Genomic DNA, 20,937 nt, shown 5'->3' with positions numbered 1-20,937 from the left:
GTTGCGCCCGTGATAACGCGGGTGGACTGGTGAGAAAAGGGGAAATCTGGGGGATTTTGGGGATGAACCTGCAAATCCCTGTTTATAATTACCTTTTAAGGCGGATCAGCATGGCCATGGTGGTCGGCATGGGAATCTGAAAATGGCGGATTTCCGCCATTTCCGCTGGCACCCCGCGCGCCATCCCCGATTTTCCCCGTTTCCCCCAGATCGACTCCGAAGGCCGAGTCCACCAGCGCCGCCAGGCCCGCTTCGGCCCCCGCAAGCGGGCCGTCGATGTCCAGCAGCGCGGCATCGGCCACCACCAGCACCTCGCCCGCGCCCAGGGCGCAGCGGGCAGCCACGCCATCGCCCAGTACGCGGCATGCGCCGGCAGGCAGGGCCATCAGTTTTCCCGCCTGGTTGACGGGGAACTGCGCCACACCCGCATCGCCCGGCACCAGGCCCGGCGCAGGCTGGTCGGCCAGCGCCAGCTCCAGTCCCCAGTGGGTGAGCACGGGAGACAGCAGCGCCACGTCTTGCGGGCGGCGCCGGTCACCGATGGCGAAGCGCGAGTGGCCGGTCATCAGCGGGTCGGCAAACAGCAGCACGCGCCCGCCACCCCGCACCCAGGCGTCCAGCGCCACGTTCTCCGGCGCGGATAGGGTGCGCGGCTGGGCCAGCAGCAGGCGGCCACCGGCGGGCGGCAGGGTCTCGGCGCTGAGGGTATCGAGCGGAACCAGTTCGAAGCCGCGCTCCAGCACGCCGCGCGCCCAGTGCGGGGTGGCTCCGCCGTGCAGCAGGTCGGTCAGTTCCCCCGCCTCGCCCCAGTAGATCGGGATCGTGCCCATCAGCAGCAGCGGCGGGCGCACCGGTGCCGCCGCGTCCTGAGCAGCAGCGGGGCCAGCCAGCGCCAGCCAGGCCGCCAGGCCAAGCGTCGTGCTAGTTCTGCGGAGCCAGTTCGAGGTCATTGCCGGCCTCCGCGGCTCCTGCGGCGCTGTCAGCCGCGTCATCGGCCGGCAGGCCGGGGGCCACGCCGGCATCCGCCAGCGGATCGCGCCGACCGGGCTCCGGCAGGTCTTCGGCGGAAGGCGCGGGCAGCTCTGCCACCGCTTCCTGCTCGCTCTGCCGCGCGCCGGCGATGATGATGTTGGCCAAGCCCACCAGCAGCAGGATGCCGCCCAGCCCCAGCAGCCCGATCTGCAGCCGCTGCAGGCGTTGCTGGTGCGTGCCGGCCAGCGGCGCCGGGGGCACGTTGTCCGGATTGCCACCGGCCTGGAGGATTTGGTGCGGATCGAGCGCCATGCCCGCTATCCTAGTGTCGCAAGATTAACCTAGCCAGTCGAAAACGGGCAGTTTCTTCGACCGCAGCCATTCCGCGTTGTAGAGCGTGGAGAGATAGCGGAAGCCGGTATCGCACAGGATCGTCACCACGCGCGCATCCTCGCGCCCTTCGGCCACCAGTTGCCGGCCCAGTTCCACCGCGCCCGCCACATTGATCCCGCTCGACAGGCCCAGCGCCAGCCCTTCCTCGCGCAGCAGGCGGGCGACCCATTCCAGGCCCTCCTCGTCGCTGATGCGGAACTGGGTGTCGATCGGCGCGCCTTCCAGGTTGGCGGTGATGCGGCCCTGGCCGATACCCTCGGCCACGCTGGAGCCTTCGGCCTTCAGCTCGCCGTGGGCGTAATAATTGTACAGCGCCGCGCCGAACGGATCGGTCAGCGCCACGCGGATGTTCTCGTCGAAGGCCTTCAGGCCCATGCCGGTACCGGCAATGGTGCCGCCAGTGCCCGCCGCGCAGGTGAAGCCGTCCAGGCGCCCGCCCATCTGCTCCCAGATTTCGGGCGCGGTGCCTTCGATGTGGGCACGGCGGTTGGCCACGTTGTCGAACTGGTTGGCCCAGACCGCGCCCGGCGTCTCCTCGGCCAGCCGGCGGCTGGTGTGGACGAAGTGGTTGGGATCGGCAAACTTGGTGGGCGGCACCAGCACCAGCTCGGCCCCCAGCGCGCGCAGGGTGGCCATCTTTTCCTGGCTCTGGTTGTCGGGCATGACGATGATCGTCTTGTAGCCCAGGGCATTGGCCACCAGCGCCAGGCCGATGCCGGTGTTGCCGGCGGTGCCTTCCACCACGGTGCCACCGGGCTTCAGTTCGCCCCGGCCTTCCGCATCGCGCACAATCCACAGCGCCGCCCGGTCTTTCACCGAGGCGCCGGGGTTGGCGAACTCGCACTTGCCCCAGATCTCGCAGCCCGCCGCCTCGCTGGGGCCGGCCAGCAGGACGATGGGAGTGTTGCCGATCAGGTCAAGGCTGTCGGAGCGCGGGGTCGGTGCTGTCATGCTGCACGAATTAGGTGCAGCACGTTACGGGTGCAACGGATTTGCGCTTGGGGGCCGTAAAGCCCTGCTGCCCTCAGTCCTCTTCGGCGATGGTCACCTTCAGGCCGTCCAGCGCATCGGTGAACGGGATCTGGCACGAAAGGCGGCTGGTGGCATCGCGGCTGTCGCTGGAATCGAGCAGGTCGTTCTCGTCCTCGCTCATGGCGGGCAACTTGTCGGCAAAGGCCGGGTCCACGTGGACGTGGCAGGTGGCGCACGAACAGCAGCCGCCGCACAGGGCCAGCAGCTCGTCAAACCCGTTGTCGCGGATCGCTTCCATCACGCTCAGGCCGGCGGCGGCCTCTACTTCGCGTTCTTCTCCGGCACGGTTGACGACGATCAGCTTGGGCATGGATGCGGGTCCCTGTTGCGTATGGTGGCGTTGCGTTTGGTGGCGGCTGGCTAGGCAATTGCCGCCGAATATGCAAGGCGGGACACATGGGCATTGCCGAGGATCAACTGCACGCCAGCGTGGACTGGCTGGCCGCGCGCGAACCGGCGATTGCCGCCGCGCTGGCCAAGGTCGGCTATCCCGCCGCGCGCATCCGCGAGCGCGGCTATCGCACCCTGCTGCGGACCATCGTGGGCCAGCAGGTGAGCGTGGCGGCGGCCAGCTCCATGTGGCGCAAGCTGGAGGCGGAACTGGGCGAGGACATCCCCCCGCACGAGCTGCTGGCCCGGGATTTCGATGCCCTTCGCGCCTGCGGCCTGTCGCGCCAGAAGCAGGGCTATGCCCGGTCCCTGTGCGAACTGGTGGTGAGCGGCGAGCTGGACCTCCATTCCCTGCCTGCCGATGACGAGGAGGCGATCGCCCAGCTCACCCGTATCAAGGGCATCGGCCGCTGGTCGGCGGAAATCTACCTGCTGTTTGCCGAAGGCCGCCCGGACATCTGGCCGGCGGGTGACCTGGCGGTGATGGCCGGCCTGGGCAAGATCCTGGACCTGCCCGAACGCCCGGACGAAAAGGCCACGCGCGCCATGGCCGAACCCTGGCGCCCGCACCGCGGCGCTCTGGCGATCTTCACCTGGCACTGTTACGACAGTACCGCCATTTAGAAATATTTTCTGCTGTATTACAGTGACTTATCTAAAGTCCTGCAAATGCCAATCCCATAGCATGATGTCAGTTGCCGAAAGGGATGACCTCAATAAGATCGTATTTTCAAAGGGTTGGGCCATCTCTGCACGACTGGAACATACCGGCGCGCAAACTGACATTGTAGTTGTCTGCTCTCGGCGTTTGATCATCAAAAGCTGCCTGTCGGCTAACGACCCCATAGGAGCCATTCGAGAGTTGGCCAGAGCTCCCCCCATTTTTTCAGATAGCTATGCATCTACCCCAAGCCTGTCGTTTTCGATTGCCCGCGCATATCGCTTCATAACCAAACGTTTAGGATGATCTTAACCGAGTGAGACTAAGCCCGTAGGCACCATGGCAACGACCGTCCAAAGTCTGCGACTACGTGCGGCGGAGTTTTTTTCACTCCTGCTGATCGAAACTGCTGGCAACGTCATCCTGATCGTGGCCGCGGCGCTGTTCCCCTTACTAGCCCTCGTTGGTAGCGGGATTGATATGGGGCGCGGATACCTCGCGGAAACACGGCTCCAACAGGCCTGCGACGCCGGAGTGCTTGCTGCCCGCAAGCGTCTGGGCACCGCTGTGGCGATCAGCAGCACCATTCCCTCCGCCGCCGCCGATAGCGGTCAGAGGTTCTTCAACGTCAATTTCCGCGACCAATCCTACGGCAGTGTAAACCGCAAGTTTTCAATGCGGTTGAACGAGGACAACTCGGTCAGCGGTTCCGCCTCCGCTGACGTTGAAACCACGATAATGGGCGTCTTCGGATTCAAGGTCATTCCGATCTCGGTATCATGCCAGGCCCAAGTCAATACCGGCAATATGGATATCATGCTGGTGCTCGACACAACCGGTTCCATGGCAACTACCAATTATGGAGATACCAAAAGCCGCATTCAGGCTCTTCGAGAGACGGTAAAGAGTTTTTACGCCCAAATGGAGGCCAACAGAACGCCAGGTTCACGCATTCGTTATGGCTTTCTGCCTTACTCAACCAATGTGAACGTCGGCGGCCTACTGCAGCAAGACTGGCTCGTGGACGAGTGGAGGTATAACTACCGTCGACCACAAAAGACCGGAAAGCTTAAGGAAGAACCGGTCTATGAAACCCAATACACCTACCTGAGCGGCAATACTTCTACGGCCGCAAGCTATATCACCTCTGCTTGTCCTGCATCCACCTCGCGTAAGACCGTTGAGAGCCAAACTGCGGGGGCGGATGGTTGGACTAACCAACAAATTTTGGAGACCGGGACAAGTTACGGATGCGAAGAAATCGCAGCCAACAGCTTTCGGGTCACCCCGACAAATCATGCAGACCACCGTTACCGCTGGTCGTTTCGCCAAATCGGGACGGAGATTAAAGAAGTCCCGGAATGGCGCTACGACACTCTCGAAATGGACTTAGGATTCTTGCCTTCTTCAAATTCGGTTGATGTGTTGATGGGCGGCACACCAATCGCCCCACTTCCGGTCGTTGCAACTTATCGTGGCTGCATCGAGGAGCGCAGCACCTACGAGATCACCAACTACAACAACGTAGACCTTCGCCGAGCGCTGGACCTCGACATCGACCGCATCCCTGACCGCAGAAATCCAGACACCCAGTGGCGACCGATGCTGCATGAACTCAGCTATACGAGAGAAATCAGGACCAATGGGCGCGGGGGCCTTAACCCAGGAAAGGTGGACAGCTCTGAAGAGTTCATCAACGCCTGGTTTTGGGGATACAGTGCTTGCCCTGCCCCAGCACAGCGGCTCCAAGTCATGACGGCTGCCCGCGTGGCAGCTTATGTCGACAGCTTGGTACCCCAGGGCAATACTTACCACGATATCGGCATGATCTGGGGCGGTCGCCTACTTTCTCCCACTGGTCTTTTTGCGAGCGATAATGCCGACGTTGGTGGCATACCAACCTCGCGCCACATGATCTTCCTGACCGATGGCGAAACCGCACCTCTCGACATCTCTTACGGAGCATATGGCATTGAACCGCTTGATCGTCGCCGCTGGAGACCCACGTCTTCGCTATCGCTAACCCAGACCGTAGAAGCTCGGTTCAGTTTTGCTTGCGAGGAAGTCAAGCGTCGCAACATCCAGGTCTGGGTCATCAGTTTCGGCACTGGTTCCAACACGCTGATGGAAAGTTGCGCTGGCGCAGGACATTACTTCGTAGCTGCCAATGCTTCGGAACTGCAAAATACGTTTGCCGAAATAGGCCGTCGGATGGCAGCTTTGCGGATCACTCGCTGATCGATTTTGCCCGAGAAGAAGATGCTTGGCCCCGACCGAGATCGTCGATTTGTGCGCCTTCAACCTTCCACCCCATATGCGATCTAGTACCAGGGTGAGCGTCAGCCTGGAAGCGGACGGTCAGCGAACGACCCCAATATGGACATTCGAACCGGACGCATGGGTGCGTGACCAAGCCAAGTTAGCGGGCATCTGTAGACCGCCTGAACTTCCGTCAAAGGCGGAGGAGCAGTTTCTCGGCGCTCACCTCCACATATGCCGAGAGGCTCGGCTGATGAGCGCTGACTTTTGCCGCTGCGCTTCTCACAATCTGCGTCACTTCCTCCCTCGTGGCATTGCCCGCCGCAATTCGAGAAGCGAGCATCTCGCACAACAATTCGAGTGCCAAAACTGCATCGGCGGCGGCGGGATTTGGCAGAGACATGGGTTAGCTACCTGTCTACAGTTTGAGTCCGAGCGATCTTACGGGCATCATTCAGGGAAACCGATGGGTACTCGCCGATTTTGCGCCTTGTCTTCCGGCGGCCAACTTCGATGAGCACATACCAATAGCCCTTTCCTCGATTGGTGACCTGCAGGAACAGGCGATCATCGTCCCACCATTTTTCGGGGACCGAGCATTGCATCGCAAGTTCTACTGAATCGGCTGTAAGGCGGCCCGTCAAGTTTGATGGCGTTCCTGTCCCGCTCGTCCTTCCGGGCGCAATCCAGTGGCAATTGTCCGGTCCGTAAATCCGCTCTTCATCAATCCGTCCAAGGACCAGATCGTCGCGGTATCCTGACACAAGCGCCCAACCTGCAAAGTTCTGGTACTCTTCCCAGGCAGGGTAGAGAAAGGCCGGCGGCCGTCCGGTCATACCACGATCTTCTTCGTTATCGGAGCATCGGGCTTTCAATTCCCTCCAGATGCGCTGAATCCGATCCGCGTCGATTAGTTGCATGCAGCACTATCCCTGCCAGCGGTGTACGAGCCAATCACGCAATTGGACCGGACGGTCTTGGCGACTCCTTGGCTAGCGCGTCAAAGTGATGACTGGTTGTCACGCATAATATGCCGCAGGGCAAGTTTTCCGCAATGTCCGCTTCCCACCCCCATTTCCGCCATTCGAAAGCTGGCGGTGTTGGCCCGAAAGCAGACATTGGACCCGACCGCTGACAGCGAAAGCTTTGCGCAGTTTGGGGAAGTCTGGCACGAATCTTTCTTCCAATCAGATCAATCGGTCTGCCTCTACACAACCTCCTGAGCGGTAGCATTGTTACGACAATCCGGCGCTGTAGCGGCCACCGCCCCTTCCCTCTCCGCGCCACTCTTCCTACCTCCCTCACCGGGACGCCATTACCGGAGCACACATGACCAGGACCGCCGCCAACCTCGTAAGCCACGTGCCCCTGATCCCGCGCGAGGTGCTGTATGGCAACCCGGAGAAGAGCGGCGGCAAGCTGAGCCCCGATGGGCAGTGGCTGAGCTGGATGGCCCCGCTGGACGGGGTGATGAACGTCTTCCTGGCCCCCTATGCCGAGCCGGACCAGGCCCGCGCCATGACCCGCGCCACGGACCGGCCGATCCCGCAGTATTTCTGGGCCCCGGACTCCTCGGCCCTGCTCTACATCCAGGACAAGGCGGGGGACGAGAACTACCTGCTCTACAAGGTGGACCTGGCGAGCGGGGAGGAAAGCTGCCTGACCCCGTTCGAGAACACCCGCGTGCGCGTGGTCGGCAGTTCCGAGACGATCCGCGACAAGCTGCTGGTGGGCCTCAACAACCGCGACCCCATGTGGCACGATGTGTGGCTGCTGGACCTGACGACCGGCGACCTCACCATCGTGCTGGAAAACAACGAATGGGCCGGGTTCGAGGCGGATGACAGCCTGACCCTGCGCTGGGCTATCCGCCAGAACGAGGCCGGCGGCACCGACATGCACCAGATCACCGACGGCGTGATCGCCCCGACCCCGTGCGAAGTGGTGGACATGGACGATGCCCTGACCACCGGCACCGATGGCTATACCACCGATGGCAGCACGCTCTACTGGCTGGACAGCCGGGGCCGCGATACCGCCGCGCTCTATGCCGAGGACGTGGCCACCGGCACCCGCACCCTGATCGCCGAAGACCCGCGCGCCGATATCGGGGGCACCATGCGGCATACGAAAACCGGCGAGGTGCAGGCCTGGAGCGTCACCTACCTGCGCACCGAATGGCACTGCATCGACCACGGCATCAAGGCCTCGCTCGACTGGCTGCGCGACCAGCTCGATGGCGATTTCGGGGTGATGAGCCGCACCGATGACGACCGCAAGTGGCTGGTGTGGAACGATCCCCTCACCGCGCCGATCCGCTGCTTCATCTACGACCGCGAGCTGGATTCGCTCAGCCTGTTCTACGTCACCAAGCCGGCGCTGGAAGATGCCCCGCTGCAACCGATGGCCTGCGTGGAAATCCCGGCGCGCGACGGGCTGACCCTGCCCGGCTATCTCACCCTGCCCGCCGACGCGAAAGATCCGGTGCCACTGGTGCTGCTGGTTCACGGCGGCCCCTGGGCGCGCGATGGATACGGCTTCAACCGCGCCCACCAGTGGCTGGCCAACCGCGGCTATGGCGTGCTGTCGGTCAACTTTCGCGGCTCCACCGGCTTCGGCAAGCACTTCACCAATGCCGGCAATCGGCAATGGTCGAAAGCGATGCACGATGACCTGCTGGACGCGGTCGACTGGGCCGTGGCGCAGGGCCACGCGGACCTCGACAAGGTGGCGATCATGGGCGGCAGCTATGGCGGCTATGCCACGCTGGTTGGCCTCACCTACACGCCCGACGTGTTCGCTTGCGGCATCGACATCGTCGGGCCGTCAAACCTCGAAACGCTGCTGGAAACCATTCCCCCCTACTGGGCACCGATGGTCAAGCAGTTCCACGACCGGATGGGCGACCCGACCACGCCCGAGGGCCTGCAACTGCTGAAGGACTGCTCGCCCATCCACAAGGCAGACAAGATCGTGAAGCCGCTGCTGATCGGCCAGGGGGCCAACGATCCGCGCGTGAAGCAGAGCGAGAGCGACCAGATCGTCGCGGCCATGCAGGGCCACGGCATCCCGGTCACCTATGTGCTGTTCCCGGACGAAGGCCACGGCTTCCACCGGCCGGAAAACAACATCGCCTTCAACGCCGTGGTCGAAGGGTTCCTGGCGACCGTGCTGGGCGGGCGCGCCGAACCGCTGGGGGAGGCGCTGGCCAAGTCCACCGCGCAGATCCTGACGGGTGAGGACATGGTGCAGGGACTGGGCTAGGCTCTCCCGAAAAGGGGAGAGTCGCCATGCGAAAGTCGATCTTCATCACCGGCGGCGCCAGCGGCATCGGCCGGGCCATTGCCCAGCGGTTTGCAGCAGAAGGCTGGTTCGTGGGACTGGCCGACCTCAACGTGGCGGGCATGGCGGAAACGCAAGCCCTGCTGCCTGCGGGGATGAGCGCGGCCTACCGCCTCGACGTGATCGATGCGCCCGCGTGGGACACGGTTCTGGCCGAATTCGCCGCCACGGCCGGTCGGATCGACGTGATGGCCAACAACGCAGGTCTCCCCGCCGGTGGTCCCCTGCGCGAGATCACGGTGGAGGAACTGGACCGGCTGATCGACGTGAACCTGAAAGGCGTGTTCTACGGGGCAATGGCGGCCTACCCTCACCTGAAGGCCGCTGCGCCGGGCAGCGCCCTGATCAACACCGCCAGCGCCGCCGCGCTTTACGGCATGGCCAACCAGAGCGTCTATGGCGCAACCAAGGCGGGCGTGAAGTCGCTGACCGAAAGCCTGGAAGCGGAGTGGGCTGACGAAGGCATCAGGGTGCGCAGCCTGATGCCCAGCTTCATCGATACGCCCCTGCTGATGAACCCGCCCAACCGCAGCCGCAACACCCCGATCCGCGATGCCGTGGTGGCCGCCGGGCTGGAATTCACCCCGGTCGAATTCGTGGCTTTCGAAGCCTGGCGCTCGATCCACGAGGACAAGGTGCATCGCATTATCGGCAAGACCGCGAAGAAAATGCGCCGCGTGGCCAAGTGGATGCCCAACCTCCTGCGCAAGCGGGCACGCCTGCTGGCCGAGGCGCACGACAGCAGCGAGGGTCGCTAAGCAATCGCGTCAACCGCCTTTGCCAGTCGCACATCCCTTGCGCTCAGGCCGCCCGCATCATGGGTGGTCAGCGTAATTTCCACCCGGTTGTAGACGTTGCTCCATTCCGGGTGGTGGTCCTGCGCCTCGGCCAGCGCGGCGACCTTGCCCATGAACGCCCAGGCTTGTGCAAAATCCTTGAACCTAAACTGGCGGGTGATTGCCGCACCATCTTCGCGCAGATTCCAGAGGGGCAGCTCAGCCAGAGCGGCCGCGCGTTCCTCGACCGTCAGTTCCGCAACCCTGCCCATGCGCGCCCTCTGCTTGTCGTGTGCCGCACTCTGCCCTAACGCAGCGCCCCATGGAACCCCGCCTCACCGCGACCGATCTTGCCTGCCGCCGTGGCGAGCGGCTGCTGTTCGCGCGGCTATCTCTGGAGCTTTCCAGCGGTCAGGCGCTGCAGGTGGCCGGCCCCAACGGCATGGGCAAGTCCAGCCTGATCCGCCTCCTCGCCGGGCTGCTGCGGCCCTTCGCCGGGAGCGTTGAACGGTCCGGCCAACTGGCGCTGGTGGACGAGCGGCCGGCGCTGGACGAGCACCAGCCGCTGGGCGCGGCGCTGGCTTTCTGGGGGGCATTGGACAAAGGCGCCGCCCCGCTTGAGCGCCTTGGCTTGGCCACCCTGATCGACGTGCCGGTGCGCTATCTCTCCACCGGCCAGAGGAAGCGCGCCGCCCTCGCCCGCCTGATTGGTCAGGACGCGCCGATCTGGCTGCTGGACGAGCCGCTCAATGGTCTCGACACCCACGGCGTGGCGCTGGTGGAGGCACTGGTGGGCGAGCATTGCGTCGGCGGAGGTATGGCGGTGATTGCCAGCCACCAGCCGTTTACGCTTCCCGGCCTCCAGCGCCTCGACCTGGCAGACTACGCCGCATGACGCTGTGGACGCTCCTCAAGCGCGATCTCGCGACCCTGCTGCCCGGCGGGCGCGGTGGCGGATCGCTGCTGCCGGTGCTGTTCTTCCTGGCCGTGGCCATGCTTTATCCCTTCGCGGTCGGCCCCAACCCCACCCTGCTGGCGGCGAGCGGCGGCGGCGTGCTGTGGGTCGGCGCGCTGCTGGCCGCGATCCTGCCGCTGGAACGGCTGCTGGCGGCTGACGTGGAGCGCGGCATGTTCGACCAGTGGGCCCTGCGTGGCCTGTCGGAAGAACTGGTGGTGGCCGTGCGCCTGCTGGCCCACTGGCTCAGCTTCGGGCCGTTCCTGCTGCTGGCCGCCCTGCCCGCCAGCGCGCTGGTGGGGATCGATGGCGAGACGCTGCGGATCGTGGAACTGGGCCTGCTGGCAGGCACGCCCGGTCTCGCCGCCATCGGCGTGATCATCGCCAGCGTGACCGTGGGCCTGAAAAGTGGCGGCGCGGCGCTGAGCGGCCTGCTGATGGTGCCGCTGGCCGTGCCGCTGCTGATCTTTGGCGCGGGTTCGCTCAGCACGGGCGGCGAAGGCGGCCTTGCCCTGACCGCCGCAATCAGCCTGGTGCTGGTGGCGATTGCCCCGTTTGCGGGCGGGGCGGCGATCAGGGCAGCGCGGGAGGGTTAGCGACTGAGGTCGACCCAGATGTCGCGATCGAGCACCCAGCCTTCCTCGTCCAGCACCCAGATATGGGCAAAGCGCCCACTACCCAGCGGGATACCGCTGTTGCGATCCAACACCTGATAGTTGCCGTGGACCAGCAACATCTCCCGGTCCACGACCGAATCGGTCACGTTCAGCACGGTGATCGGGTTGGAACGGCCCATGTCAGCCGCCCAGTAATCGCCGATCGCTCCGCGCCCCATGAAGCGGCCTTCCTGGTGGATGTAGAGTTCTGCGTCATCGGCGTAGAGCGCTTCCAGAGCCGGCACGTCCACCGAGTTGTAGGCCGCGGTCCAGCGGTTGGCGAGTTCCTGGATTTGCGCCTGCGATTGGGGTGCGTCCTGCGCCGTTGCGACGCCCGGCAAGGCCAGCCCGGCAAGAGCGAGGGCGGGGACGAAGGCCGCTGCAAGCTGACGAAATACCATGACTGCTCTCCCATTGATCCTGCAGGACCAAAGGAAAGCTCAGCAGCCGGCCCTGTCCTGCACCATCAGGATAGGCGTCGGCCAGGGCGCGGCATTGATGGCAGTCAATAAGGCGGCTTGTGCAGCCCCTTCGGACTCTCGGTAAAGATTTCCCGCCCGGTCGCGGTAATCCCGATCGAATGCTCGAACTGCGCGCTCAGGCTCTTGTCGCGCGTCACCGCAGTCCAGCCGTCGCTCAGCATCTTGGCGGGGGGCTTGCCCAGGTTGATCATCGGCTCGATGGTCAGGAACATGCCTTCCTTCAGTTCCGGTCCCGTCCCCGCGCGGCCGGCGTGAACCACTTCGGGGGCATCGTGGAACAGGCGGCCCAGGCCGTGGCCGCAGAACTCGCGCACCACGCCATAGCGGTGGTTTTCGGCATGGGCCTGGATGGCGGCGGCAATATCGCCGATGCGCACGCCGGGCTTGGCCATGTCCACGCCGATCATCAGGCACTCGTAGGTCACTTCCACCAGCCGGCGCGCCTTAAGCGGCACGTCACCCACCAGATACATGCGGCTGGTATCGCCGTGCCAGCCATCGACCAGCGGGGTCACGTCCACATTGATGATGTCGCCGCTCTTCAGCACCTTTTCACCCGGGATGCCGTGGCAGATCACGTGGTTGATGCTGGTGCAGCAGGAATGGGTGTAGCCTCGATAGCCCAGGGTGGCGGGCACCGATCCGGCGTCCAGCATCATGCCCCTCACCATGTCGTCGATGGCGGCAGTGGTCACGCCGGGGACGATGAAGGTGGTCAGCTCATCCAGGATCTCGGCGGCCAGCCGGCCGGCCTTGCGCATCCCGTCGAAGCCTTCCGGCCCGTGAAGCTTGATGGTGCCGTCGCGATAGACGGACATGTCGGAGGTTACGTGCTGATATTCGACCATGGCGGGCTACTTAGCGATTGCCGCGCTCAATTGCGAGCCGCGAAGGCATCGCGGAATTCAGGCGCCACCGTGGCCAGCACTTCCGCCGTCACCGGCAGGGTAAATTCCCAGCTGCCTTCCGCATAGGGTCCGGCCACGTAAGGTCCGATCTGCACCCCGATGCGGTTGAACTTGGAGCCATTGGTGGAGCCGAGCAGCAGCGTGGTATCGCTCAGCGGCACGCACTGGTTGAAGGGATCGTCCGGCTCGATGCCGGCAATGGCCTGGTTCTCCGCCGCGTCCGGGCCGCGGCGCTTGGCCCGCTCGGCGTTGAGCAGGTCGCACAGGTCTTCCCCCACCACCTCCTCCAGCGCGGCCAGCGAGGTGAAGAATTCGCCCACCTGCAGCACCCGCTCGCCCTGCTTGTCCCACACCAGCGAATCGAAGCCGTAATTGCCGTGGGCCCCGCCGGTATAGCTGGTGAGTTCCGCCGACAGGCTGAGGTAGTCCGGGGTTTCCGCCACCACTTCCCAGGTGACGCTGCTGGAATACTTGTTGAACGGGAAGCCGTTGCTGCGGGCATCGGCCCGGCCTTGCGCGCTCTGCTCCGCAAGCTGGGCACGCAGCCGGTCCGCCCTGGAATCCAGCAGGCGGGCCAGCGGGGCGATGTTGCCCGCCTGCGCCGGATAGGCATAGGCGAACAGGAAATCGTCCGTCTCCTCCTCCACGCTGCGCGCACCGCTGGCGGGGGCTGCGCTCGCGCTGGCACTGGCCGAAGGCGTGGGAGTGGAGCTTGCCTGGGGCTGGGGATCGGTCGGGTCGCAGGCAGCCAGCAGCAGGACCAGTGCCAGAGCCGGACTAACCTTGCGCATGAAACGTCATTGCCTTCCCAAACCGTGCCGCAACGGGCAATGATCGCGCTTATGAGCGCAAATGATGATCTAATCCAGCCGGATCGCGGGCAAAATGCCATGGCGATCCATCTCGTCAACAAGGAAGGCTACGAGGCGTTCGCCCGCTCGCTCAGCGCCCCGCAGCGGGCCAGCCTGGCCGGGCAGAAGTTTACCGGGGCGGGCTATCAGGTGGCCATCGTGACCGATGGCGATGGCTGGTTTGCCCTTGGCGGGGTGGCCGATCCGGCGGAACTATCCAGCTGGTGTCTGGCCAAGCTGGCCGAAGTGCTGCCCGCCAACACCTATCGGCTGCACGGAGCCCAGCCCGGCCCGGCCCTGTTCGGCTGGCTGCGCGCGCAATATGCCTTCGACCGCTATCGCAAGGACGAGAATGCCGAAGGCCCGCGTGTGCTGCTGACGGGTGACGTCGGCCGCATCCCCGCAACGATCGCCCTGGCCCGGGCCGAGGCGCTGGTGGCCGACATGGTCAACACCCCAGCCGAAGACATGGGGCCCGAGGCGATCGAGGCCGAGGCCAGGAAGCTGGCCAATGCCCATGGCGCGGCCCTGAATGTCGTTCGCGGCGATGCGCTGGCCACCGGCTTTCCAATGATCCACGCCGTGGGCCGCGCCGCCGCGCGCCAGCATGCCCCGCGCCTGGTGGAATTCACCTGGGGCGATGACAGCCACCCGCGCCTGGCCATCGTGGGCAAGGGCGTCGCCTTCGATTCGGGCGGGCTGGACATCAAGCCTGCTGCCGGGATGCTGCTGATGAAGAAGGACATGGGCGGCGCGGCCCATGCCCTGGCGCTGGCTGGCCTGATCATGGGCAGCGGCCTGAAGGTGCGCCTGCACTGCCTGCTGCCCTGCGTGGAAAACGCCATTGCCGGCAACGCCTTCCGCCCGGGCGACATCCTTTCCAGCCGCAAGGGCCTGACCGTGGAGATCGGCAATACCGATGCCGAAGGGCGGCTGATCCTGGGCGACGCCCTGGCCTATGCCTGCGAGCACGATCCCGAACTGGTGGTCGATTTCGCCACCCTGACGGGGGCCGCCCGCGTGGCCGTGGGGCCTGACCTGCCCGCCCTGTTCACCCGGCGCGACGGGACCGCCAACGAACTGCTGGCCGCCGGGCAGGAGGTGGACGATCCGTGCTGGCGCCTGCCACTGCACGCGCCCTATGGCGAATGGCTGAAGAGCGATGTGGCCGACCTCAACAATTCCCCCAGCAACGGCTTTGCCGGGGCCAGCGTGGCGGCCAGCTTCCTCGACCGCTTCATTGCCGACGGGGTGGACTGGGCGCACTTCGATACCTTTGCCTGGCGGCCAGCGGCCAAGCCCGGTCGACCCAAGGGCGGCGCGGCGCTGGGCCTGCGCGCCACCTTCCAGATGCTGAAGGCGCGCTATGGCTGATGCTTGCCCTCCCGTGTCGGCTTGTCTAAGCGCCCGGTCATGAGCACAGGGGACACCACTCTCAGCAGTCACACGCAAGGGCCGTTCTGCCTGGCCGGCCCGGTCGTGCGCCCGGACGAGCGGACCGTGCCCCTGCGCGGGGACCTGGCGCATATCGGCCTCGCCGGCCGCTATTTCGTGCCCCATTATGCCGTGCCCCAGCCGCGCACCGTGATGCCCGGCGGTGCGCCGTTGCTGGCCGCCCCGCGCGAGGATGCGGAGGAGCTGTGCGTGCTGCTGGAAGGCGACAGCTTCGAACTGCTCGACATTACCGGCCAGTGGGCCTGGGGCTGCCTGTCGCTGCATGGGCCGGTGGGCTATGTCCACAAGGACCGGCTGGAAGCGGTGGTCTGACGCGGTGGCGCATTCGGTATTCATCGACGGAGCCGCCGGCACCACCGGCCTGGAGATCGCCGACCGGCTGGCGGGGCGCAGCGAATTCGGGCTGATCGTGCTCGACAATGCCCGCCGCAAGGATCCCGCCGCCCGCCAGGAAGCGCTTCACGCGGCGGACTTCGCCGTGCTGTGCCTGCATGACGATGCCGCGCGCGAGGCCGTATCGCTGGCTGAAGGCAGCAAGGTACGCATCATCGATGCCTCCACCGCGCACCGCGTGGCGCCCGGCTGGGTTTATGGCTTCCCCGAGATCAGCGGGCTGGAGGCAGTGGCCAACGCGGCCCGCGTGTCCAACCCCGGCTGCTATTCCACCGGCTTCATCGCCCTGCTCGCCCCGCTGATTCGCGCCGGCCTGCTGCCGGCTGACTGGCCCTATAGCTGCAACGCGGTCAGCGGCTATTCGGGCGGCGGCAAGGCGCTGATCGAGCGGTTCGAGGCTGACCAGGACATTGCCTGGCGCGGCTATGCCCTGGCACTGGGCCACAAGCACGTGCCCGAAATGCAGGCCCAGTGCGGCCTCACCCTGCCCCCGCTGTTCACGCCCGCAGTGATCCCTGCCCATCGCGGCATGGTGGTGGAAATTCCTCTGCACCTGGCCGCCATGCCCGGTGCCGCCAGCCCGCCTGCCCTGCTTGACTGCCTGGCGCAGTTCTACGCGGCCAGCCCGGTGGTCAGTGTGGCCGAGGCGCCCGCCAGCGGCGAACTGCTGCTGCGCCGGTCGATGGCCCCCAGCGATACTATGCAGCTTTACGTACTGCCCAATGCCGGCGGGTCGCAGGCGCGCCTGCTGGCGATGCTCGACAACCTGGGCAAGGGGGCCAGCGGGGCGGCCGTGCAGAGCCTCAACCTGATGGCAGGCCTGCCGCAAGACCAGGGACTGGCCATCTAACCTGCCTGTTTTTTAGGCAGGCCTGCTGCATTTTTAAGCAACTTTTTACTTGACTGGCGGACAAAATGTTTCCCGCCAAGGTCCAAAATGATTCCATTCTTGCGAATCCGCCCTTTCCGGCGGCCCTGCACTGGTCTAGTCCCTCAAACCGGACATTGGCATGATTCTTGATACCCGTTGCGGGAACAGGAAATCCGCCTCTGGCCACAGGGGCATGGTACCGGCTTCCAGCCGCTATCATTCTACAAGTGACGGGACCGACGTGAAGAAAATCGAAGCGATCATCAAGCCGTTCAAGCTGGACGAGGTGAAGGACGCGCTGCACGAAGTGGGCGTTTCCGGCATCACCGTGACCGAGGCCAAGGGCTTCGGCCGCCAGAAGGGCCATACCGAGCTTTATCGCGGGGCCGAATACGTGGTCGACTTCCTGCCCAAGGTGAAGCTGGAAGTGGTCGTGCCCGATGCCCAGGCCGATGCCGTGGTGGAAGCCATTGCCGGCGCCGCCAAGACCGGCCGCATCGGCGACGGCAAGATCTTCGTGTCCGACATCCAGACCGCCCTGCGCATCCGCACCGGCGAGCAGGATGACGCCGCCATCTGACAATCTTCGGGCGACCGGAAGCCGCAATTTTTCCGGCCGCCGCCACCGAACACACGACCAATTCTGATCAAGGAAGGATAAACCATGTCGAGTGCAGCAAAAATCGTGAAGCGCATCAAGGACGAGGAGATCGAATGGGTCGATCTGCGTTTCACCGATCCCAAGGGCAAGTGGCAGCACCTGACCATGTGCGCCGGCGTTCTGGGCGAAGACGAGCTGGAAGAAGGCCTGATGTTCGACGGTTCGTCGATCGAAGGCTGGAAGGCCATCAACGAGAGCGACATGATCCTGAAGCCGGACCTCGATGCCGTGTACATCGATCCGTTCAGCGCCACCCCGATGATGATCATCTGCTGCGACATCGTCGAGCCGTCGACCGGCGAACTCTACGCCCGCGACCCGCGCTCGACCGCCAAGCGCGCCGAAGCCTATGTCAAGACCACCGGCGTGGGTGACACCGTCTACGTCGGCCCGGAAGCCGAATTCTTCATGTTCGACGACGTGCGCTTCGAGAACGGCTACGCCGGCTCGGGCTATGCGATCGACGACATCGAGCTGCCGACCAACACCGGCAAGGAATACGATGCCGGCAACCTGGCCCACCGCCCGCGCGCCAAGGGTGGCTATTTCCCCGTTGCCCCGGTGGACAGCTGCGTGGACATCCGCGCCGAGATGGTTTCGACCATGCTGGAAATGGGCCTGCCGTGCGACAAGCACCACCACGAAGTGGCTGCCGCGCAGCACGAACTGGGCCTGACCTTCGGCACCCTGACGCAGACCGCCGACCGCATGCAGGTCTACAAGTATGTCGTGCAGCAGGTCGCCCATGCCTATGGCAAGACGGCCACCTTCATGCCCAAGCCGATCAAGGACGATAACGGCAGCGGCATGCACACCCACATCTCGATCTGGGAAAACGGCAAGCCGACCTTCGCCGGCAACGAGTATGCGGGCCTGTCCACCAACTGCCTGTATTTCATCGGCGGCGTCATCAAGCACGCCAAGGCCCTGAACGCCTTCACCAACCCGACCACCAACAGCTACAAGCGCCTGGTGCCGGGCTTCGAAGCCCCCGTGCTGCTGGCCTATTCGGCCCGTAACCGCTCGGCCTCGTGCCGCATCCCCTATGGCTCGGGCGAGAAGTCCAAGCGCGTGGAATTCCGCTTCCCCGACGCGATGGCCAACCCCTACCTGTGCTATGCCGCGCTGCTGATGGCTGGTCTGGACGGCATCCAGAACAAGATCCACCCGGGCGATGCGATGGACAAGAACCTGTACGACCTGCCGCCGGAAGAACTGGCCCAGGTCCCCACGGTTTGCGGCAGCCTGCGTGAAGCCCTGAACTCGCTGGAAGCCGATCACGACTTCCTGCTGAAGGGCGGCGTGTTCACCAAGGACCAGATCGAAGCCTACATCGAACTGAAGTGGCCGGAAGTGTACCGCTGGGAAATGGCTCCCAGCCCGGTCGAATTCGACATGTACTACAGCCTGTAAGCACAGGTCTCGTAGCAACGAAAAAGGGCGTCCGGAGCGATCCGGGCGCCCTTTTTCTGATTCCCAGCGATACCCCTTCAGCCTGACAGGGCTTTCCTACAGGCCCCATTCTGTGCCTTGCCTGCGGCTGCTTTACCCGCAGGAGACATGCCCCATGGCTGCCAACCCCTTTGCCCAGATGCTCGACCGCTTGCTCGGTCGCCCGCTTGCCGCCGCCGAACAGCAGGCGCTGGAGCGCGAACTTGCCCGGCTTTACGCCGCCCCCGATGCCGCCAGTTCCCCACCTCGCGTCAGCCCGGTGGGTGTGGCGCTGATCAAGCGTTTCGAAGGCTGCGCGCGGCGGCGGCCGGACGGGCGCTATGCCGCCTATCCCGATCCCGGCACCGGCGGCGCGCCGTGGACCATCGGCTGGGGCGCCACCGGGCCGGACCGCTTCGCCCCCACCCCCGGCGCGCGGATCGGCCCGGGCACCGTTTGGACCGGCGCACAGTGCGATGCCCGGCTTGAGGCGGACCTCAAGCGCTATGCCGCCGATGTATCCCGGGTGCTGGCCGGCGCGCCCGCGACGCAGGCCCAGTTCGATGCCCTGACCAGCTTCCACTACAACACCGGGGCCGTCGCCCGCGCCTCGCTCACCCGCAGGCATATAGCGGGCGACCACGCAGGGGCGGCGCGCGAGTTTGCCCGCTGGGTGCGCGCCGGGGGCAAGGTGCTGCCGGGGCTGGTGCGGCGCCGGGCGGCCGAAGCGGAACTCTACCAGGCCGGCAGCTAGGCAGGCAGCGGGCGGAACCCCGGGTGCCGCCACCGGTTGTCTCCTGCAAAGGAGACAGTCGATGAAATGGATGCTGACAGGAGTGGCCGCGCTAGCCCTCGCCGCCTCGGGCGCGATGGCCCAGCCGGGCGGCGGCAACGGGAATGGCAATGGCGGCGGCAACGGCAATGGTGGGGGCCGCCCCGCTGCCGAACGGCCTGACCGCGCACCTACCGCCCAGCACGAGGAACGCGGCAACCAGGGCCAAGCCAGGCAGGCCGCCGCCCGCGACAACGGGCCGCCGGCCAATCGCGGCAACGACAATCCCGGGGCCATGCGCGAGCAGCGCGGCAACGAGCGGGCGCCCGTCGCCATGGCCCGCGGCTACGACCGCGCCGGGCCCGGCAACCGTGCCGTGACCCGCGACCGCAACAACCGCGGCCCGGACAACCGGGACTGGCGCGAACCGCCGCTGCGCTACATCGTGCGCGATGATCGTGGCCCGGACCGCGCGCCAGTCCGCTACGTCGGCGCGCTCGACGGCTGCCCGCCGGGTCTTGCCGCCAAGAACAACGGCTGCCAGCCCCCGGGCCAGGCGCGCAAGACCAATTGGCTGGTGCGCGACCGCTATGACCTGGGATGGTGGGGCCTGCCGCGCTATGACAGCGGCTACTACCGCTACGACAATGGCTACCTGCTGCGCCTGGGCGATGGCGGGCTGATCAGCGGCTTCATCCCCCTGCTGGGCGGCGCGCTGGCGGTGGGCAATCCCTGGCCTCAGTCGTATGGCTATGACCGGCTCGACCCCTATTATGCCGACTATTACGGGCTGGGACCGTCCTATCGCTATGCAGATAACGTGGTCTACCGGGTTGACCCGCAGACCTCGCTGATCTCCTCGATCGCCGCCCTGCTGACGGGGGACGAGTTCACCGTCGGATCGCCCCTGCCGACCGGCTATGACGTGTACAACGTGCCGTACGATTACCGCGACCGGTATTATGACACCGATGACGCCTGGTACCGCTATTCCGACGGCTACGTGTACGAGGTGGACCCGACCACGCAGCTCATCCGCACCGCGATCGAGTTGCTGGCATGAGCGCGCGGCTGAACCCCAGGGGCCGGGTGCTGGCCCTGGCGCTGGCCGCCCCCGCCCTGCTGCTGCTGGGTGCCTGCACGGACACCGAACCGGCAGCCGAAGACACGGTGCTGGACGTATCGGCCGACGAGACCGTGAGCGACCTGCTGGATGATGATCCCGCCCTGTCGCGCACAGCGGAACTGGTCGACCGCACCGGGCTGGAGGACGTGCTCGACGCTGCCCCCAGCTATACGCTGCTGGCCCCCACCGATACGGCCATGGGCGCGCTCGACCCCGAGCAGGGCGCCACGGCGGCGGACAATCCGGCGATGGCGGCGCTGCTGCGCGGCCACCTGTTGCCCGGCTTCGTGACGCTGGACGACATCACCAGGGCCATCGACGCCAGCGAGGATGGCCAGGTGACCATGCAGACCATGGCGCAGACCCCGCTGACCTTCACCCGATCGGGCGAGACGGTGACGGTGTCGGCCGCAGACGGGGCCAGCGCCACCATCGGCGGCCCCGGCAGGCAGGGTGGCAACGGCGTGGTGATGCCAGTGGACGGGCTGCTCAAGACCCTCTGACCGGCATTGCGGTTACAGCAGGGGCGCTGCGGGAACCCGGCCCGCAGC

23 protein-coding genes are annotated in these 20,937 nt (G+C 65.4%); 14 read left to right on the top strand and 9 right to left on the bottom strand.

All coding sequences use genetic code 11. The annotated features are described in order from the left end of the window. Positions 1-95: 95 nt before the first annotated feature. The 4 genes from GRI99_RS14195 to GRI99_RS14180 form a co-directional block, all read right to left on the bottom strand. Positions 96-950 (bottom strand): motility-associated ABC transporter substrate-binding family protein, encoded by an 855-nt coding sequence (locus GRI99_RS14195; RefSeq protein WP_160772725.1) that lies wholly within the window; start codon positions 948-950, stop codon positions 96-98. Beyond that, entirely contained in the window at positions 922-1,284 is a 363-nt protein-coding gene (locus tag GRI99_RS14190; RefSeq protein WP_160772724.1) for a hypothetical protein, read from the bottom strand. Before GRI99_RS14190 ends, GRI99_RS14195 begins: the two co-directional genes overlap by 29 nt. A 24-nt stretch (positions 1,285-1,308) precedes the next feature. Next, positions 1,309-2,316 (bottom strand): cysteine synthase A, encoded by a 1,008-nt coding sequence (locus GRI99_RS14185; RefSeq protein WP_160772723.1) that lies wholly within the window; start codon positions 2,314-2,316, stop codon positions 1,309-1,311. Between the two features lie 73 nt (positions 2,317-2,389). Next, positions 2,390-2,707, bottom strand: coding sequence for a 2Fe-2S iron-sulfur cluster-binding protein (locus tag GRI99_RS14180; protein WP_160772722.1), 318 nt, complete (start codon positions 2,705-2,707; stop codon positions 2,390-2,392). 86 nt (positions 2,708-2,793) lie between these two features. On the opposite strand from GRI99_RS14180, the gene GRI99_RS14175 reads away from it, so the two are divergent. Both GRI99_RS14175 and GRI99_RS14170 read left to right on the top strand, forming a co-directional pair. Continuing rightward, positions 2,794-3,411 (top strand): DNA-3-methyladenine glycosylase family protein, encoded by a 618-nt coding sequence (locus GRI99_RS14175; protein WP_160772721.1) that lies wholly within the window; start codon positions 2,794-2,796, stop codon positions 3,409-3,411. A 376-nt stretch (positions 3,412-3,787) separates the two neighbouring features. Continuing rightward, positions 3,788-5,686: a Tad domain-containing protein gene (locus GRI99_RS14170; protein ID WP_160772720.1), complete on the top strand. Its 1,899-nt coding sequence runs from the start codon at positions 3,788-3,790 to the stop codon at positions 5,684-5,686. A gap of 431 nt (positions 5,687-6,117) precedes the next feature. Here the strand turns inward: GRI99_RS14170 and GRI99_RS14165 are convergent, their stop codons facing one another. Next, positions 6,118-6,627 carry an Arm DNA-binding domain-containing protein gene (locus tag GRI99_RS14165; protein WP_160772719.1) on the bottom strand — a complete coding sequence of 170 codons (510 nt, stop codon included), beginning with the start codon at positions 6,625-6,627 and terminating at the stop codon, positions 6,118-6,120. A 409-nt stretch (positions 6,628-7,036) separates the two neighbouring features. On the opposite strand from GRI99_RS14165, the gene GRI99_RS14160 reads away from it, so the two are divergent. After that, entirely contained in the window at positions 7,037-8,971 is a 1,935-nt protein-coding gene (locus GRI99_RS14160) for a S9 family peptidase (protein ID WP_160772718.1), read from the top strand. A 26-nt stretch (positions 8,972-8,997) separates the two neighbouring features. Beyond that, positions 8,998-9,807 carry an SDR family oxidoreductase gene (locus GRI99_RS14155; RefSeq protein ID WP_160772717.1) on the top strand — a complete coding sequence of 270 codons (810 nt, stop codon included), beginning with the start codon at positions 8,998-9,000 and terminating at the stop codon, positions 9,805-9,807. On the opposite strand, the gene GRI99_RS14150 is transcribed toward GRI99_RS14155, so the two are convergent. Then, on the bottom strand, positions 9,804-10,097 hold the full coding sequence (locus tag GRI99_RS14150) for a 4a-hydroxytetrahydrobiopterin dehydratase (protein ID WP_160772716.1): 294 nt from the start codon (positions 10,095-10,097) through the stop codon (positions 9,804-9,806). The two genes, GRI99_RS14155 and GRI99_RS14150, sit on opposite strands and share 4 nt — an antisense overlap. 50 nt (positions 10,098-10,147) lie before the next feature. Here GRI99_RS14150 and ccmA point away from each other — a divergent pair, with 50 nt between their 5' ends. Together ccmA and GRI99_RS14140 are read left to right on the top strand one after the other, a co-directional pair. After that, entirely contained in the window at positions 10,148-10,720 is a 573-nt protein-coding gene (gene ccmA / locus GRI99_RS14145; RefSeq protein WP_160772715.1) for a heme ABC exporter ATP-binding protein CcmA, read from the top strand. Next, complete coding sequence (locus GRI99_RS14140) at positions 10,717-11,376, top strand: heme exporter protein CcmB (protein ID WP_160772714.1); 660 nt, start codon at positions 10,717-10,719, stop codon at positions 11,374-11,376. The genes ccmA and GRI99_RS14140 overlap by 4 nt, the downstream gene beginning before the upstream one ends. Here GRI99_RS14140 and GRI99_RS14135 read toward each other — a convergent pair. The 3 genes from GRI99_RS14135 to GRI99_RS14125 form a co-directional block, all read right to left on the bottom strand. Then, on the bottom strand, positions 11,373-11,837 hold the full coding sequence (locus tag GRI99_RS14135; protein WP_160772713.1) for a YybH family protein: 465 nt from the start codon (positions 11,835-11,837) through the stop codon (positions 11,373-11,375). The two genes, GRI99_RS14140 and GRI99_RS14135, sit on opposite strands and share 4 nt — an antisense overlap. Positions 11,838-11,941: 104 nt before the next feature. Beyond that, complete coding sequence (map, locus tag GRI99_RS14130; RefSeq protein WP_160772712.1) at positions 11,942-12,766, bottom strand: type I methionyl aminopeptidase; 825 nt, start codon at positions 12,764-12,766, stop codon at positions 11,942-11,944. 26 nt (positions 12,767-12,792) lie between these two features. Further along, the gene (locus GRI99_RS14125; RefSeq protein ID WP_160772711.1) at positions 12,793-13,617 is read right to left on the bottom strand and encodes a DUF4163 domain-containing protein; all 825 of its coding nucleotides are present in this window, start codon (positions 13,615-13,617) and stop codon (positions 12,793-12,795) included. A gap of 51 nt (positions 13,618-13,668) precedes the next feature. Between GRI99_RS14125 and GRI99_RS14120 the strand changes: the two genes are divergently transcribed. From GRI99_RS14120 to GRI99_RS14085, 8 genes are all read left to right on the top strand, one after another. Continuing rightward, entirely contained in the window at positions 13,669-15,051 is a 1,383-nt protein-coding gene (locus GRI99_RS14120) for a leucyl aminopeptidase family protein (RefSeq protein ID WP_160772710.1), read from the top strand. A gap of 39 nt (positions 15,052-15,090) precedes the next feature. Next, positions 15,091-15,444 carry an SH3 domain-containing protein gene (locus GRI99_RS14115; RefSeq protein ID WP_237438362.1) on the top strand — a complete coding sequence of 118 codons (354 nt, stop codon included), beginning with the start codon at positions 15,091-15,093 and terminating at the stop codon, positions 15,442-15,444. 4 nt (positions 15,445-15,448) lie between these two features. After that, positions 15,449-16,375: an N-acetyl-gamma-glutamyl-phosphate reductase gene (gene argC / locus GRI99_RS14110; protein ID WP_160772889.1), complete on the top strand. Its 927-nt coding sequence runs from the start codon at positions 15,449-15,451 to the stop codon at positions 16,373-16,375. A gap of 262 nt (positions 16,376-16,637) precedes the next feature. Further along, positions 16,638-16,976 (top strand): P-II family nitrogen regulator, encoded by a 339-nt coding sequence (locus GRI99_RS14105; protein ID WP_160772888.1) that lies wholly within the window; start codon positions 16,638-16,640, stop codon positions 16,974-16,976. A gap of 84 nt (positions 16,977-17,060) precedes the next feature. Next, positions 17,061-18,470: a type I glutamate--ammonia ligase gene (glnA, locus tag GRI99_RS14100; RefSeq protein WP_160772709.1), complete on the top strand. Its 1,410-nt coding sequence runs from the start codon at positions 17,061-17,063 to the stop codon at positions 18,468-18,470. Between the two features lie 154 nt (positions 18,471-18,624). Further along, entirely contained in the window at positions 18,625-19,242 is a 618-nt protein-coding gene (locus GRI99_RS14095; protein ID WP_237438361.1) for a lysozyme, read from the top strand. A gap of 61 nt (positions 19,243-19,303) precedes the next feature. Beyond that, on the top strand, positions 19,304-20,323 hold the full coding sequence (locus GRI99_RS14090; RefSeq protein ID WP_160772708.1) for a hypothetical protein: 1,020 nt from the start codon (positions 19,304-19,306) through the stop codon (positions 20,321-20,323). After that, positions 20,320-20,889, top strand: coding sequence for a fasciclin domain-containing protein (locus tag GRI99_RS14085; protein WP_160772707.1), 570 nt, complete (start codon positions 20,320-20,322; stop codon positions 20,887-20,889). The genes GRI99_RS14090 and GRI99_RS14085 overlap by 4 nt, the downstream gene beginning before the upstream one ends. The last annotated feature ends 48 nt before the right edge of the window (positions 20,890-20,937 follow it).

The sequence above is a fragment of the Alteraurantiacibacter buctensis genome, assembly GCF_009827655.1.
Lineage (GTDB): Bacteria > Pseudomonadota > Alphaproteobacteria > Sphingomonadales > Sphingomonadaceae > Alteraurantiacibacter > Alteraurantiacibacter buctensis.
This window is presented reverse-complemented; position numbering and strand designations above follow the sequence as displayed.